The organism is Flavobacterium sp. GL_143 (genome assembly GCF_057834355.1).
The window spans coordinates 2016399-2030604 of record NZ_CM174401.1; the positions used below are offsets into that span (position 1 = coordinate 2016399).

At 32.2% G+C, this 14206-nt stretch carries 15 protein-coding genes; 5 read left to right on the top strand and 10 right to left on the bottom strand.

Going from position 1 to position 14206, the window contains the following annotated elements; genetic code table 11:
- Positions 1-139 precede the first annotated feature (139 nt).
- The 5 genes from AC3IPI_RS08690 to AC3IPI_RS08710 all read right to left on the bottom strand — a co-directional run bounded on the left by AC3IPI_RS08690 (position 140) and on the right by AC3IPI_RS08710 (position 4988).
- The gene (locus AC3IPI_RS08690) at positions 140-1027 is read right to left on the bottom strand and encodes an IS3 family transposase (protein ID WP_489159222.1); all 888 of its coding nucleotides are present in this window, start codon (positions 1025-1027) and stop codon (positions 140-142) included.
- Entirely contained in the window at positions 973-1491 is a 519-nt protein-coding gene (locus AC3IPI_RS08695) for a transposase (protein WP_489153903.1), read from the bottom strand. The genes AC3IPI_RS08690 and AC3IPI_RS08695 overlap by 55 nt, the downstream gene beginning before the upstream one ends.
- Before the next feature lie 66 nt (positions 1492-1557).
- Positions 1558-2217 carry a SanA/YdcF family protein gene (locus tag AC3IPI_RS08700; RefSeq protein ID WP_489158453.1) on the bottom strand — a complete coding sequence of 220 codons (660 nt, stop codon included), beginning with the start codon at positions 2215-2217 and terminating at the stop codon, positions 1558-1560.
- Between the two features lie 128 nt (positions 2218-2345).
- On the bottom strand, positions 2346-2912 hold the full coding sequence (locus AC3IPI_RS08705) for a hypothetical protein (protein WP_086893610.1): 567 nt from the start codon (positions 2910-2912) through the stop codon (positions 2346-2348).
- A 48-nt stretch (positions 2913-2960) separates the two neighbouring features.
- Positions 2961-4988 carry a M3 family metallopeptidase gene (locus tag AC3IPI_RS08710; protein WP_489158455.1) on the bottom strand — a complete coding sequence of 676 codons (2028 nt, stop codon included), beginning with the start codon at positions 4986-4988 and terminating at the stop codon, positions 2961-2963.
- A 225-nt stretch (positions 4989-5213) separates the two neighbouring features.
- Here AC3IPI_RS08710 and AC3IPI_RS08715 point away from each other — a divergent pair, with 225 nt between their 5' ends.
- Complete coding sequence (locus tag AC3IPI_RS08715) at positions 5214-5882, top strand: hypothetical protein (protein ID WP_489158457.1); 669 nt, start codon at positions 5214-5216, stop codon at positions 5880-5882.
- A 142-nt stretch (positions 5883-6024) separates the two neighbouring features.
- Here AC3IPI_RS08715 and purE read toward each other — a convergent pair whose 3' ends face one another.
- The 4 genes from purE to AC3IPI_RS08735 all read right to left on the bottom strand — a co-directional run bounded on the left by purE (position 6025) and on the right by AC3IPI_RS08735 (position 9697).
- Positions 6025-6510 (bottom strand): 5-(carboxyamino)imidazole ribonucleotide mutase, encoded by a 486-nt coding sequence (purE, locus tag AC3IPI_RS08720; RefSeq protein WP_039117314.1) that lies wholly within the window; start codon positions 6508-6510, stop codon positions 6025-6027.
- A gap of 87 nt (positions 6511-6597) precedes the next feature.
- Complete coding sequence (locus AC3IPI_RS08725; RefSeq protein WP_489158460.1) at positions 6598-7743, bottom strand: 5-(carboxyamino)imidazole ribonucleotide synthase; 1146 nt, start codon at positions 7741-7743, stop codon at positions 6598-6600.
- A 54-nt stretch (positions 7744-7797) separates the two neighbouring features.
- Positions 7798-8343 (bottom strand): hypothetical protein, encoded by a 546-nt coding sequence (locus tag AC3IPI_RS08730; protein WP_489158462.1) that lies wholly within the window; start codon positions 8341-8343, stop codon positions 7798-7800.
- A 79-nt stretch (positions 8344-8422) separates the two neighbouring features.
- Positions 8423-9697: a PQQ-dependent sugar dehydrogenase gene (locus AC3IPI_RS08735; RefSeq protein WP_489158464.1), complete on the bottom strand. Its 1275-nt coding sequence runs from the start codon at positions 9695-9697 to the stop codon at positions 8423-8425.
- Positions 9698-9872: 175 nt separating this feature from the next.
- Between AC3IPI_RS08735 and hpt the strand changes: the two genes are divergently transcribed.
- The 4 genes from hpt to obgE all read left to right on the top strand — a co-directional run bounded on the left by hpt (position 9873) and on the right by obgE (position 13520).
- Positions 9873-10403: a hypoxanthine phosphoribosyltransferase gene (gene hpt / locus AC3IPI_RS08740; RefSeq protein WP_039111759.1), complete on the top strand. Its 531-nt coding sequence runs from the start codon at positions 9873-9875 to the stop codon at positions 10401-10403.
- A gap of 90 nt (positions 10404-10493) precedes the next feature.
- On the top strand, positions 10494-11066 hold the full coding sequence (locus AC3IPI_RS08745; protein ID WP_039111758.1) for an adenylate kinase: 573 nt from the start codon (positions 10494-10496) through the stop codon (positions 11064-11066).
- A gap of 99 nt (positions 11067-11165) precedes the next feature.
- Positions 11166-12440, top strand: a complete 1275-nt coding sequence (locus AC3IPI_RS08750; protein WP_082001760.1) for a hemolysin family protein — start codon at positions 11166-11168, stop codon at positions 12438-12440.
- A 78-nt stretch (positions 12441-12518) separates the two neighbouring features.
- Positions 12519-13520, top strand: a complete 1002-nt coding sequence (gene obgE / locus AC3IPI_RS08755; RefSeq protein WP_039111756.1) for a GTPase ObgE — start codon at positions 12519-12521, stop codon at positions 13518-13520.
- Between the two features lie 74 nt (positions 13521-13594).
- Here obgE and AC3IPI_RS08760 read toward each other — a convergent pair whose 3' ends face one another.
- Positions 13595-14125, bottom strand: coding sequence for an outer membrane beta-barrel protein (locus tag AC3IPI_RS08760; RefSeq protein ID WP_039117307.1), 531 nt, complete (start codon positions 14123-14125; stop codon positions 13595-13597).
- Positions 14126-14206: the final 81 nt, after the last annotated feature.

Here is a 14206-nt window from a genome sequence, read left to right on the forward strand (position 1 = left end):
TGTTTAAAAAGATTTATAAACAAATATAAATAATTATATCGCATTAGTAAGAAAACTTTTAGACGCTATAAAAAGGATTAGATTTTAAAAAAGAAAGCCGAAGTTTAGACTGCACCCAAAAGTTTGGACAAATTTATAATTAAGTTTGATAATAATGAGCTCGATATTTTATCGGGCTCATTTTGTTTAAATTTGATTTAATTCTTTCGTTATTGTAATATATTATATACTTATTAATTTCTTTTTTTAATTGTTCTATTGATTTGAATTTTTGGGTATAAAACATTTCAGATTTTAATATTCCAAAGAAGTTTTCAATAATTGCATTATCTAGGCAGTTTCCTTTTCTTGACATGCTTTGTTTGATTCCTTTTTGTTTTAATAAAAGTTGGTAATGATTCATTTGATATTGCCAGCCTTGGTCTGAATGAAGTATTAAATTTGTATTATCTGGTATTTTTCTAAAGGCCTTTTTCAGCATCATAACCACTTGATTAAACACTGGTCTCTCTGTGAGTTCATAGCTGATTATTTCCTGATTAAATAAGTCAATTATTGGTGATAAATATAATTTGTTTCCAGCTACATTGAACTCTGTTATATCAGTTGCCCATTTTTGATTTGGAGCTTTTGCTTTAAAATTTCGTTCTAGTATATTTGGAGCTATTTTACCATTTTCACCTTTATAAGACTTATACTTTTTTACTCTAATAACACTTTTTAACCCTAATAGATTCATCAATCTAAGAACTGTTTTATGATTGATAACCAGTCCTCTGTTTTGTAATTCATCGGTTATTCTTCTGTAACCATAACGCCCTTTATGTCTGTGATAAATGACTTTAATCAACTCTTTAATTTCTTTATATTTATCAGGTGACTTACTTTGTTTTTGATGATAATAAAAACTGCTGCGTGCCATATTTGCAAGGTTCAAAAGTAATTCCAAACCAAATTTATGCCTTAATTCGTTTATGGCTTTGGATTTTTCCTGGCTTGAATTAAGGCTTGCAGCTTTTTTAGCAATTCATTCTCACAGCGAAGTCTTTCGTTTTCTTTTAGCAGTTCTTGCTCTCTTGTCAGGGGTTTCTCTGATTTACTTTTTTTGCCTTTATTATTACTCATCGATACGGGTCTGCCTCTTTGTTTTGGTTGTAATCCTACTAGTCCAAAGTTAGCAAAATCTTTTTTCCATTTTAAAACTATGGAAATATCGGGAATATTAAATCTTATACCAGTCTGCATTAAGGTAAGGGATTCCTTTTCTATGATATTGAGCACTTTTAGCTTAAATTCGGCTGAATAGCTTTGATTCATTCGTGACAATAAACCAATTTTACCATATGCCTTATAAAAACTGACCCACTTACGAATATTCCATCTTGCAGTCTTTTTTAATTTTGAAACATATCCATCTGAATAATGCTTCTTTAAAACCAATTCTACACATTCTAACTTAAATGCATAGTCATACCTTGCTTTTCTTTCCATAAAAAATGCCCCAAATAGTGTCTAACTTTTTGGGGCATGTTCAGTTATTTACTTCGGCTTTTTTACTTATCTTTTGTCTTCTTTAGAATAATTGGAAATACCATTTATATCAATTTCATTTCCTAGAAAATATGGCTCTCGATTTCGTGCAACATCAATAACCGATTTCAATCTCGAAAAGTATTCTCTAAAACATACATATTTGTAGTTTTGATATTCTCTTGCATTAGCAGAAAATCCAACAGATTTTATTCCGAGTTTATCACCAATATAGATGGCCCTGTTTAGATGATATTCTTGAGAAATTAAAACAGCGCTTTTTATTTTGAAGATAGATTTAGCTCTAAACATTGTCGAATAGGTATCAAAACCGGCATAATCAACATATATTTTAGTAGTGTCAACCCCGTTTTCAAAACAATAATTTTTCATTACAGTTAACTCATCGTGTTCATCGCTGCCATTATCTCCAGAAAGTAAAATTTTATTTATTTTCTTCGATTTGTACAATAAAATACCAGCATCGAGTCTGTCTTTTAAATAAGTGCTGGGCTTGTCACCATTGATTCCAGCACCAAAAACAATCCCAACATCGGTTTTTGGAATGTCATTTAAGGAATGATAAATTAAATCATTGGTTTTTGATTTTATATCTACATTGATGTAAATAATTATAATTAATCCAATAATTGAAAGATATATGAGTTTTTTGAAATGTTTTTTCAAGGTCTAATTTGTAAGATTAAGGTTTTTTTTAAAGTATTGAAGATAAGTAAAATTAAGATTAGTATTTTAATCGAAATTAAACAATAAAAAACCGAAACAGATGCTTCGGTTTTTTATTGTTTAAAATTCTAATGTTGATTATATTCTTCATTATATAAAAGTTTATATAGAATTGCATAATTGCTGTAGGAATTTGAGTTTTGAAAATCAAAATTGCTGTTTATTTTTCCAATCGCTTCATTCATTCCACAATGGAAACATATTTTTAATGCTGCAACAGGCTTTTTGTTTTTTTTGAAAATGAAAATGTCATTATACAAAGGGACACATGCTACTTCATGATATTTTAAATTTATATCATTTGTTACTGTTTCTAATATATTTTTAATTTTATTTTTTGGAATATTTTTACTTGTGAAGCCTAAATCTATAAGTTGATTTTCAAATTTATTGATGTTAATATTTTTATCATCTAAATTGCTGTAAACATCTTGAAATTTCTGATTATTTTCATTCTTTTTTTCAATTTCATCTGAGACGGTAAAGTATAAAATTTCATCAAAATTATTTGTCAAATTACTGTTGCTATTTTTCTTCTGTTGTATTTCTGAACTTGATTTATTAATCTCGTTTTTTTTATTACAACTTGAAAGTAAAATAATAGATATAGATAGGAACCATAATAAGTTTTTCATGCTTTTAGATTTAACCATTATTTATTTCAAAAATCCCACCGACATAAATTATATCAATCCCGCTCTTTTTAATAAAGCTTCTGGTTTTGGTTCCTGACCTCTAAAACGTTTGTATAAAATCATAGGATGTTCAGTTCCTCCTTTAGAAAGTACATTGTCTTTAAATTTTGTAGCTACTTCATGATTAAAGATTCCTTTTTCCTGAAAGTATTCAAATGCATCGGCATCCAGAACTTCAGCCCATTTGTAACTGTAATATCCAGAAGAATATCCACCCTGAAAAATATGTGAAAAAGCAGTACTCATTGCATTTTCTTTCACCTCAGGATATAATTGAGTGTCTTTGAATTGTTCTGTTTCGAATGCTTTTAAATCAGTAATACTTGTTGGATCTTGTCCGTGCCAAGCCATATCTAATAATCCAAAACTTAACTGACGCAATGTTGCTAAACCTTCCTGAAAACTTGCACTTTCTTTGATTTTAGTAACATATTCCATCGGAATTACTTCGCCAGTTTCATAATGATTAGCAAACAAAGCCAAAGCTTCAGGTTCGTAACACCAGTTTTCCATAATCTGACTTGGTAATTCTACAAAATCCCAATATACCGATGTTCCAGATAAACTAGGGTAAGTTGTATCGGCTAACATTCCGTGTAATCCGTGACCAAATTCATGGAACAAAGTTGTTACTTCATTAAATGTAAGTAATGAAGGTTTCGTTTCGGTTGGTTTTGTAAAGTTACATACGTTTGAGATATGTGGTCTTTCGTTTATTCCGTCTTTTCTGTATTGCGATTTAAATGAAGTCATCCAAGCACCATTTCGTTTTCCTTTTCTTGGAAAAAAGTCAGCGTAGAAAACAGAAACCAATTCGTTTTTATCATTCGTAACTTCATAAGTCATTACTTCTTCATGGTATTTATCGATATCAAATACTTCGGTAAAAGTAAGTCCGTATAGTTTTCCTGCAATTGTAAAAGCACCATTTAGTACTTTTTCTAATTGAAAATATGGTTTTAGTTTCTCGTCATCCAGATTAAAAAGCTGTTGTTTTAATTTCTCTGAATAATAAGCACTATCCCATTTCTCTAATTGCTCGATTCCGTCCAACTCTTTTGCAAAAGCAGTAAGTTGATCAAACTCTTTTTTGGCTGCAGGTTTGGCTTTAGCCAATAAATCATTTGAGAAAGAAAAAACTTTCTCAGGGTTTTCAGCCATACGTTCCTCCAGAACAAAATGAGCGTGGGTCTTATATCCTAATAAATTGGCTCTTTCAAAACGTAGTTTTACGATTTTAAGCACAATTTCCTGATTGTCGAATTCGTTATTTTGGAAAGATCTTGCTCCAAAAGCGATCGCAAGCTTCTTACGCAATTCACGATTATCAGCATACGTCATGAATGGAATATAACTCGGATGATCTAATGTAAAAATCCAACCTTCTTTTTCTTGGCTTTTGGCCAATGAACGAGCTGCTTCGATAGTTCCTTCTGGTAATCCAGCTAAATGGTTGTAATCGGTAAGATGTAATTCGAAAGCATTCGTTTCGGCCAAAACATTTTCGCCAAATTGCAAACTTAACTTGGATAACTCTTTGTCGATTTCGCGTAATTGGTTTTTCTTTTCTTCAGGTAAATTAGCTCCGTTTCTTGAAAAGCTTTTGTATTGTTTGTCCAAAAGAGTCGTTTGTTCTGGATTAAGATTCAAACTTTCTTTCTGATCGTAAACGGCTTTTACTTTTGCAAATAAAGCGGCATTTAAGCGAACATCATTTCCAAATTCAGATAATAACGGAGAAACATCCTGAGCGATTTTTTGCATTTCGTCACTTGTCTCAGCAGAATTTAAGTTGAAAAAGATACTCGAAACACGATCCAGAATATCTCCTGTATAATCCATTGCTACGATAGTATTCTCGAATGTTGGTGCTTCATGATTATTTACAATTGCATCAATTTCGGCTTTCGCCAAAGAAATCCCTTCCTGAAAAGCAGGAACATAGTCTTCGATTTTAATTTGCGAAAAAGGGGCAGTATTGTGTTTAGTAATAAATGTTGAAAGTAAAACGCTCATTATGATATAATTATTTTATTAATTGAAGTCGATATTTTTGAATCTCAAAGATAGCAATTTATAAAAATCTAATCATCTAAACAGAATCGATTCTCGGCATAAAATCCTCTTAAATTGTGTTATAGATATGTTATTTATTTCTGTGCACGTTTTTAAAAGCGTAAATTGAAAAAATACGATTAGAATTATAAAATACTAATTAGAAATTGTAAACATAGAAAAACGATGAATTATCAAATTGCAATAAAGAGAATAGATACGGTTAATGAAGTAGAAGGATATTGGACTGATGAAGATTTTATTCAGTTATTAGAAAAATTCAACTATCCAGATGGTGCAGCGGCAGAGAAAAGTAGTTTGCCAGAATTATTAGAAATGGCTATCTCCGATTACGAGCCTAATGAAGCTGCTGAAATAGTATTGAAATATAAATTTGCTGATAGATTAGGTGATGGGCAAATAGAGCAAATAGCCCACAATATGTTAATTGATAAGGTTTGTGAAGAATATCCAGAAATAGATATGCAAGGAACTTTGTTTTACATCAATCAATTGCTTTTTAAAGCATACAACGGAAAATTTCCAAACGCAAAAGCTTCTGTTGTTCACTTCTCTATGACACCAACTGATGGTGAAGCACAAAAGTTGACAGCCGAAAACGTACTGAAATTATTGAACGGAGGTTTGTCTGATAGAAATCTTATTAAAAGATTGTTTGAAGATCAAATGTCTCAAAATATTCCATTTCCAGAAGCAGCAGCTATTGTTTGGGAATTGATAACAGAAGATAATGTAAATTATAATCTCGTTACTTCAGAAAACTGGATAAATAACGATGATATAGCAGCATCTGAATTTGAGTCTGTTCTGGAAGAAATCGAAGACGAAGCGTAATTTTAGATTATAAATAAGTTTTTGTTTCACAAAGACTCGCTAAAGAAAAGACGCAGAGATTCACAAAGTTTTTCTTCACTAAAATGTGAAAAAGCTCGGTAAATCTCTGCGTCTTTTTTTTGTGTATCTCTGCGGAATAATCTTACTTTTTTAAACCTTCAGCCGCTTTATTAACTGCAGCTTTCAATTCTTCTTTGTAAGCAATAATTGTATCAAGTACTTTTTTATCGTGACTTCCGATGATTTGTGCAGCTAAGATTCCGGCGTTTTTTGCTCCGTTCAAAGCTACAGTTGCAACTGGAACTCCGCCCGGCATTTGTAGAATCGATAAAACCGAATCCCAACCATCTATAGAATTGCTTGATTTTACAGGAACTCCAATTACAGGAAGTGGTGACATCGATGCAACCATTCCAGGTAAATGTGCTGCTCCTCCAGCTCCAGCAATAATTACCGAGATTCCGCGAGTATGGGCATTTTTACTGAAATCGAATAGTTTTTCTGGCGTTCTGTGTGCCGAAACGATATCTACTTCAACTTCTATATTAAATTGTTTTAATATGTCGATTGCATCTTGCATAACTGGCATGTCTGAGATGCTTCCCATTATAATGGCTACTTTACTCATTTTATTTTTTGTTTAAAGATTTAAAGATTGAAAAATTTAAAGATTCACAAAGTAATCATTCAATTATTCAATCATTCAATTTTTTAATTATGAAATTACTTTAATAGTATTCTTAACATCCTCTGCAATTCGTCTTGCTTCGTTCATATCTCCGTTTACAATGGTAACATGTCCCATTTTTCTGAAAGGACGAGTTTGTTTTTTACCATATATATGTGGTGTAACACCATTCCATCCTAAAATGGTTTCGATGTTTTGATAAACTACATCTCCAGAAAACCCTTCGGCTCCAACTAAGTTTACCATAACTCCTGCTACTTTACTATCAGTATTTCCTAACGGAAGATTCAATATCGCACGTAAGTGGTTTTCAAATTGTGAAGTATAACTTGCTTCGATAGAATAATGACCAGAATTGTGTGGGCGAGGAGCAACTTCGTTTACTAAGATTTCATCATCTTGAGTTTGGAACATCTCAACAGCCAAAAGTCCAACGTGGTTAAATTTCTCTGAAACATTAAGTGCAATAGCTCTTGCTTTTTGAGCTACTTTTTCGTCGATTCGTGCAGGACATATTACATATTCAACCTGATTTGCTTCTGGATGAAATTCCATTTCAACAACAGGATATGTTTTTATTTCTCCCGATGGATTGCGACAAACGATAACAGCAAGTTCATTCTTGAACGGAACCATAGTCTCGGCAATACATTCTACATTTGGTAGATTATCTAAATCTGATGTTTGACGAATAACTTTTACGCCATTTCCATCATATCCAAACTCAGTACATTTCCATACAAAAGGCAATTTTAAATCTTGAATTTTAGCTTTTAAACTTTCCAGATTTTCAAATCTTTCAAATGGAGCAGTAGAAATATTATTTTTAATGTAAAAATCTTTTTGGATTCCTTTATTCTGAATTCCTTTTAAGGTTTTTGGTGAAGGGTAAACTTTTACGCCTTCATTTTCTAGTTTTTCTAGCGCTTCGAGGTTTACAAGTTCGATTTCGAAAGTCAAGACATCTACTTGTTTTCCAAAATTGTAAACAGTTTCAAAATCCATTAAATCCCCTTGAAAGAATTTATTACAGGCAATTTTACTAGGAGCTTCATCGCTTGGGTCTAAAACATAGGTTAGTATGTCAAATTTGCGAGTGTCAAAAAGTAGCATTTTGCCTAATTGTCCACCGCCTAAGATTCCTAATTTAAAATCAGAAGAAAAATAATTCATTGTTGTGTGTTTGTGATGCGCAAAGATACTTTATAATGATTGAATAGGAAAATGCTATTTTATTTTCTTAAGAACCTCTCTTGCAACTGCTTTATATGCAGCGGTATGATTTGCATAATCCTTAGTTAAGATAATTTGCAATTCGGGATGAATCCAGTCGTAATACTTTCCTAATATGTGTAAAGTTCGCATAGAGTAGGCTTTTGCTGCTACTTTGGTATCGGTAATTAACCAATCAAAACTAGTTTCGATAATATCCTGAAGTTGAGTTTCAGAAAGTGTAATATCTGTTTCTTTATAATGAGAAATAATCAAAAGTTGACAGATTTTGGCAATAGGGCGAATGCTACTTTCGTCTTTTAATTTTTTTAGATTCGAACAAAAAAAATCAAGATGAGGTTGTAGCCATTCGAGCTTTTCATAAGATACAAATTCTAAAATCCAGCAGGCTTTGTGTGTATTTTTGTCATTAATATCGAAGCAAATTGAAATTAATTCCGGAAAATAGTCAGGATTTTCCAAAATGGTTTGCGCTCCTTTAAGTCTATTTTCTCTGTAAGCATTTACGTAATCAAGGTTTTTTTGTAATTCAGAGGACATTGATTTTATTTTTTATTTGGAATTGAGCATCTAAAAATAGGTAATTTAATTTTTAAGCAACACTGCCTATTATGAAATCTTATTTATTTGCAGTTACTTTCCATATCGTATTTCCGCTATCATCATTTACAAGAAGTGATCCGTCTTTCATGACAGTAACACCCACGGGACGTCCGTAAACTTCTGCTTTGTCTTCGTTGGCTATAAAACCAGTTAAAAAATCTTCAGGTTTTCCAGAAGGCTTTCCGTTAACGAAAGGAACAAAAACAACTTTATAACCTGCTATTTTTGCTCGGTTCCAAGAGCCATGTTGACCTACGAAAATTCCGTTTTTGTATTTTGCAGGAAAACTATCTTTATTGTAAAATGCCAATCCTAAAGAAGCGGTGTGTGCACCAACAGAAACATCAGGTACAATTGCTTTGGCGGCTAAATCTTTACCTGCGCCTTTCATTCTAGGGTCTGGAATGTTGCCATAATAAGAATAAGGCCAGCCATAAAATCCGTTTAGTTTGACGCTTGTAATATAGTCAGGAACTAAATCGTCGCCTAAATCATCACGTTCATTAACAGCAGTCCAAAGTTCATTATTCACGGGATTCCAATCCATTCCTACTGGATTTCTTAGTCCAGCTGCATAAATTTTTTCGCCAGTTCCATCAGGATTAATTTCTAGGATATTTGCTCGGCGTATTTCTTTATCCATTCCGTTTTCTCCATTGTTACTTCCTGAACCTACAGAAATGTAGATTTTTGTTCCATCGGCATTTGCAATTAAATTTCTTGTCCAGTGATTGTTGTAACCGCCAGCAGGGAGTTCAAGGATTTTTTCTCCTTGGGATTCTAATTTTAAAGGATTGTTTTTATAAGGATAACGGTATAATCCATCTGTATTGGCTACATAAAAAAAGTCTTTAAGCACTAACATTCCAAATGGTTTGTTGAGGTTTTTAAGAAAAACTTTGCGGGTTTCAAATTTTCCGTCTTTATCAGAATCTCTAAAAATTGTAATTTGATTTTTGCTAGTTCTCGTTCCGCTTTCTACTACAAAAATATCATTGTTTGGTGCAATATAGGTCCAACGGGGATTATCGAAACCGTCGGCAAATTTTGTTACCGTAAAACCCTGAGGTGCTATTGGAGTTTTTCCTTCAGGCCATTTGATAACTTTACTACTATTTGTTTTAGATTCGGTGGCGTAGGGAAGAGGTAATGTAATTTCTCCAACTGCCGTTTTTACAATGTTTCCAGGTTGATTTGTTGTCGCTTTTTTTTCTTCTTGTTTTGCTTGTCCAATACAAGCTGTCACTAACATTAATAATGATATTGAGAGTATTTGGGAGGTAGTTTTCATTATAGTTTATGGTTAAGATGTTATGGGGTAACAATTTACCGAATTAATGCGTGTTTTTAAAGAATGATTTGTAAATATTTAACATTCAGAAAAAAAATGTATACACTGTATATTTGTTACTTACATTTTGGTTGTAATTCTGTATCTTTGCGCATTATTTTAAATGTAAAAAATAATGATACAACTTCACGATAAACAATTTGTTCCGTTTATTTCGGCTAAAGAAATTGATTTTGCAATTACTAAAATGGTAGCTCAGGTACAAGATGATTTTGGAGATGAAATTCCAATTTTTATTGGTGTGCTAAATGGCTCTTTTATGGTTGTTGCCGATTTTTTGAAAAAATATAAAAAACACTGCGAGGTTACTTTTATAAAAATGGCTTCTTATGAAGGAACAGAAACTACTCATGATGTAAAGCAATTAATAGGTTTAAATCAAGATTTAACAGGGAGAACAGTAATTATCATTGAGGATATTGTTGATACTGGGAATACCTTAGTTGAACTTAAAGAGATGTTTAAAAAACAAAATGTGAAGCATTTAAAAATTGCTACTTTGTTCTTTAAACCAGAAGCCTATAAAAAAGATATTAAGATTGATTATATCGGAATTCGAATTCCAAACAAATTTATTGTTGGTTACGGTTTAGACTACGATGGTTTGGGAAGAAATTTGGGAGAGGTATATAAATTAGCAGAGTAAACTAGAACCAAAAACCAAAGAATTATAAATTAACTATTCACTTTAAGCTTCTTTAAAAATAAAAAGGAAGTACGACACAACACACAAACTATGATTAATATTGTTTTATTTGGAAAACCTGGAGCAGGAAAAGGTACTCAGGCAGAATTTTTAAAAGAAAAATATAAATTAACGCATCTTTCAACAGGAGATATTTTTCGCTTTAATTTAAAAAATGATACAGATTTAGGTAAGAAAGCAAGAGTTTTTATGGACAATGGTGAATTAGTTCCTTGCGAAGTTACTACTGCAATGTTAATAGATGAAGTGAATAAACATCCAGATACTGAAGGATTTTTGTTTGACGGTTATCCAAGAACATTAGATCAAGCAAGAGCTTTGGATAAATTTTTGCCAACAATTGGATCTAGTGTAACTGCAACAATCGCTTTAGAGGCTGATGATGAAATTCTGGTAGCTCGTTTATTAGAAAGAGGAAAAACTAGTGGTAGAGCTGATGATCAGGACGAAGAAAAAATTCGTGTAAGATATCAGGAATATAATGAAAAAACTGCTCCATTAATAGGGTATTATAAAGAACAAAATAAATTCCACGCTGTAAACGGTATCGGATCTATTGAAGAAATAACTGAGCGTTTGACAAGTGTAATTGATAATTTGTAATAAAAGAAAATAGTTTAAAGTTTAAGGTTTGAAATTTGCCTAAGTAATATTTATTTGGGCAAATTTTAGGCTTTAAACTTTAAATGTTTAAATATAAAAATGGAGATACTAATAATATTTTTTCTAATAATTTTAAATGGGGTTTTCTCAATGTCGGAGATCGCATTGATTTCGGCAAGGAAGAATAGATTAGAGACAGCTGCCAAAAAAGGAAATAAAAGTGCCAAAATTGCTCTTGATTTAGCTAATTCCCCAAATAAGTTTTTATCTACTGTACAAATCGGAATTACTTTAATAGGGATTTTGACCGGTATTTATAGTGGTGATAAAATTACGATGGATGTTGAGGCTTTTGTTAGCAAATTTGAAGTTTTTCAACCTTATGCGCATTCTGTTGCTGTAGGGATTGTAGTTGTAGTTTTAACTTTCTTTTCTCTTGTTTTGGGTGAGTTGTTGCCTAAAAGAATTGGATTGAATCATCCTGAAGCTATTGCTAAAGCGGTGGCTTTGCCAATGAAGATTATTTCGATTATTACGGCTCCGTTTATTTGGTTGTTGACCAACTCGACAGATTTTTTATTGAATGTTTTGCAAATAAAACCTACTGCCGATGGTAAAGTCACCGAAGAAGAAATAAAAGCTATTATTAAAGAAGGTACAGAGGGTGGTGAAGTACAGGAGATAGAACAAGATATTGTGGAACGTGTTTTTCATATCGGTGATAGAAAAGTTAACTCGTTAATGACACATAGAAAATCAGTTGTTTTCTTACCATTAAATTCAGATAAACAGCGTGTAAAAGAATTAATTCTAGAAGATTTACACTCCATTTATCCTGTTTATACAGAGAACTATGATGATATTTCGGGAGTTGTTAACTTGAAAACAATTTTTGCCAATATTGAAAAAGAAGATTTCAGTTTAGCTTCTATAATGACCGAAGCTCCTTTTATAATGGAGCAGACGACGGCTTATAAAGCATTAGAGAATTTTAAGAAAACGGGAATACATTATGCTTTCGTTTCTGATGAATATGGAATTTTCCAAGGGATTATAACATTAAATGATATTCTGGAAGCTCTTGTAGGAGACGCTGCCGATTTTTATAAAGACGAATTTCAGTTAATAGAAAGAGAAGATGGAACTTGGTTGGTCGATGGACATTATTCATTGCATGATTTCCTAACTTATTTCGAGTTAGATGAATTAATTAATGATTATGAAGTTACAACAGTAAGTGGTTTAATAATGACTGAATTATCTCGTATCCCTAAAGAAGGAGAGAAATTAATTTGGCAAAAGTTTGAGTTGGAAGTCATCGATATGGATGGCGTAAAGATTGATAAAGTATTAATAAAAGCATTAAAAGGTTAACATTAAAATAGTTTTCAGTTACAGTTTTCAGTCGTAGTTTGCGCTGAAAACTGTAACTGCGACTGAATACTAAGAAATATGACAGAGGGAAATTTTGTAGATTACGTTAAAATATTTGTTTCTTCCGGTAAAGGAGGAAAAGGTTCTACGCATTTACATAGAGAGAAGTTTATTGAAAAAGGTGGTCCAGATGGTGGAGATGGTGGTCGTGGAGGTCATGTTTTTTTAGTTGGGAATAAAGGACTTTGGACTTTGTTTCATTTAAAGTTTGCTCGTCATATTAAAGCTGGACACGGTGGAGACGGTGGAGGTGACAGAAGTACTGGAGCAGATGGTGATGATAAATTTATTGAAGTACCGTTAGGAACGGTTGTAAAAGATAAAGAAACAGGCGAAACCTTGTTTGAAATTACGGAACACGGAGAAAAACAAATCCTTTCAAGAGGAGGAAAAGGTGGTTTAGGGAACTGGCATTTTAGAAGTTCAACAAACCAAACGCCTAGATATGCACAACCAGGTTTACCAGGTGTAGAAATGGATGTAATCCTGGAGCTTAAAGTTCTTGCTGATGTAGGATTAGTTGGTTTTCCTAATGCTGGAAAATCTACTTTATTATCAGTATTAACATCTGCAAAACCTAAAATTGCAGATTATCCGTTTACTACATTAAAACCAAATTTAGGAATTGTAGCTTATAGAGATTTTCAGTCTTTTGTAATTGCTGATATTCCTGGAATTATAGAAGGTGCTGCAGAAGGAAAAGGTTTAGGGCATTATTTCCTGCGTCATATAGAACGTAATTCGACTTTATTGTTTCTTGTTCCTGTAGATACACCAGATATTAAAGCAGAGTACGATATCTTGGTTAATGAATTAACAAAGTATAATCCTGAAATGCTAGATAAAGAGCGTTTGTTAGTAATATCTAAATGCGATATGCTAGATGATGAGCTTAAAGCTGAACTAAAGGTTGAGCTTGATGTTGCTTTTAAAGATATACCATATATGTTTATATCTTCTGTTGCGCAGCAGGGACTATCGGAATTGAAAGATAAATTGTGGAAAATGTTGAATGATTAATATCTGTAATGGAAATATCATAAAATAAAAAAACCACCAATTGGTGGTTTTTTATTTTATGGGGCAAGGTGTTTTTACAAACTGAAGTTTTTAGAAATACCAATGTTTAATGTTTTTCCAAAATTGAATCCAATACGTTCTTGTCTTGGGTCATTTTTTCCATCAATGTTGTCATAGTTAAGACCTCCTATAGAGAAATTTAAACCAAAACCTCTTTTCATGTTTATGAATAAAGCTGGAGTAATGTAAGCGTACATTCCTTTTGCATCATTTATAGAGTTTTGTTGGTAACCAGATCCTATGTCAGCAAAAATTGCAAACGTTTCGTTTAATGGTCTAGAGTAACGAACAAATGCTCCAATCTTTTGATTGTTAGAATTGTCAGCAAGGTCATTGTGGATACTACCGATAGTAGCGTCAACTCCTGCAGTCCAGTTTTCTGAAAATTGGTAACCAAATCTTGGAGAAAATTCAAATGATTCAGCCTTTGCATCGCCAATTTTTTCAGAAGAATATCCTACGTTTCCTCCTACAAGTACTGACCCTTTTTGTGCAGTAGCCATTGCAGAAACAACTAAAGCAACACATAATAGTAATTTTTTCATCTCTAATATAAATTTAATTTATGCAAAAGTATAGATTTTTTTATAAGAAATTGATTATGAGTAATTTATTTTTAATAAATT

What these genes read in the sequence shown, in the direction of transcription:
- AC3IPI_RS08695 (WP_489153903.1), bottom strand. Translation starts at nt 1,491, where the DNA reads ATGGAAAGAAAAGCAAGGTATGACTATGCATTTAAGTTAGAATGTGTA.
- AC3IPI_RS08705 (WP_086893610.1), bottom strand. Translation starts at nt 2,912, where the DNA reads ATGAAAAACTTATTATGGTTCCTATCTATATCTATTATTTTACTTTCA.
- AC3IPI_RS08710 (WP_489158455.1), bottom strand. Translation starts at nt 4,988, where the DNA reads ATGAGCGTTTTACTTTCAACATTTATTACTAAACACAATACTGCCCCT.
- AC3IPI_RS08715 (WP_489158457.1), top strand. Translation starts at nt 5,214, where the DNA reads ATGAATTATCAAATTGCAATAAAGAGAATAGATACGGTTAATGAAGTA.
- purE (WP_039117314.1), bottom strand. Translation starts at nt 6,510, where the DNA reads ATGAGTAAAGTAGCCATTATAATGGGAAGCATCTCAGACATGCCAGTT.
- AC3IPI_RS08725 (WP_489158460.1), bottom strand. Translation starts at nt 7,743, where the DNA reads ATGAATTATTTTTCTTCTGATTTTAAATTAGGAATCTTAGGCGGTGGA.
- AC3IPI_RS08730 (WP_489158462.1), bottom strand. Translation starts at nt 8,343, where the DNA reads ATGTCCTCTGAATTACAAAAAAACCTTGATTACGTAAATGCTTACAGA.
- AC3IPI_RS08735 (WP_489158464.1), bottom strand. Translation starts at nt 9,697, where the DNA reads ATGAAAACTACCTCCCAAATACTCTCAATATCATTATTAATGTTAGTG.
- hpt (WP_039111759.1), top strand. Translation starts at nt 9,873, where the DNA reads ATGATACAACTTCACGATAAACAATTTGTTCCGTTTATTTCGGCTAAA.
- AC3IPI_RS08745 (WP_039111758.1), top strand. Translation starts at nt 10,494, where the DNA reads ATGATTAATATTGTTTTATTTGGAAAACCTGGAGCAGGAAAAGGTACT.
- AC3IPI_RS08750 (WP_082001760.1), top strand. Translation starts at nt 11,166, where the DNA reads ATGGAGATACTAATAATATTTTTTCTAATAATTTTAAATGGGGTTTTC.
- obgE (WP_039111756.1), top strand. Translation starts at nt 12,519, where the DNA reads ATGACAGAGGGAAATTTTGTAGATTACGTTAAAATATTTGTTTCTTCC.
- AC3IPI_RS08760 (WP_039117307.1), bottom strand. Translation starts at nt 14,125, where the DNA reads ATGAAAAAATTACTATTATGTGTTGCTTTAGTTGTTTCTGCAATGGCT.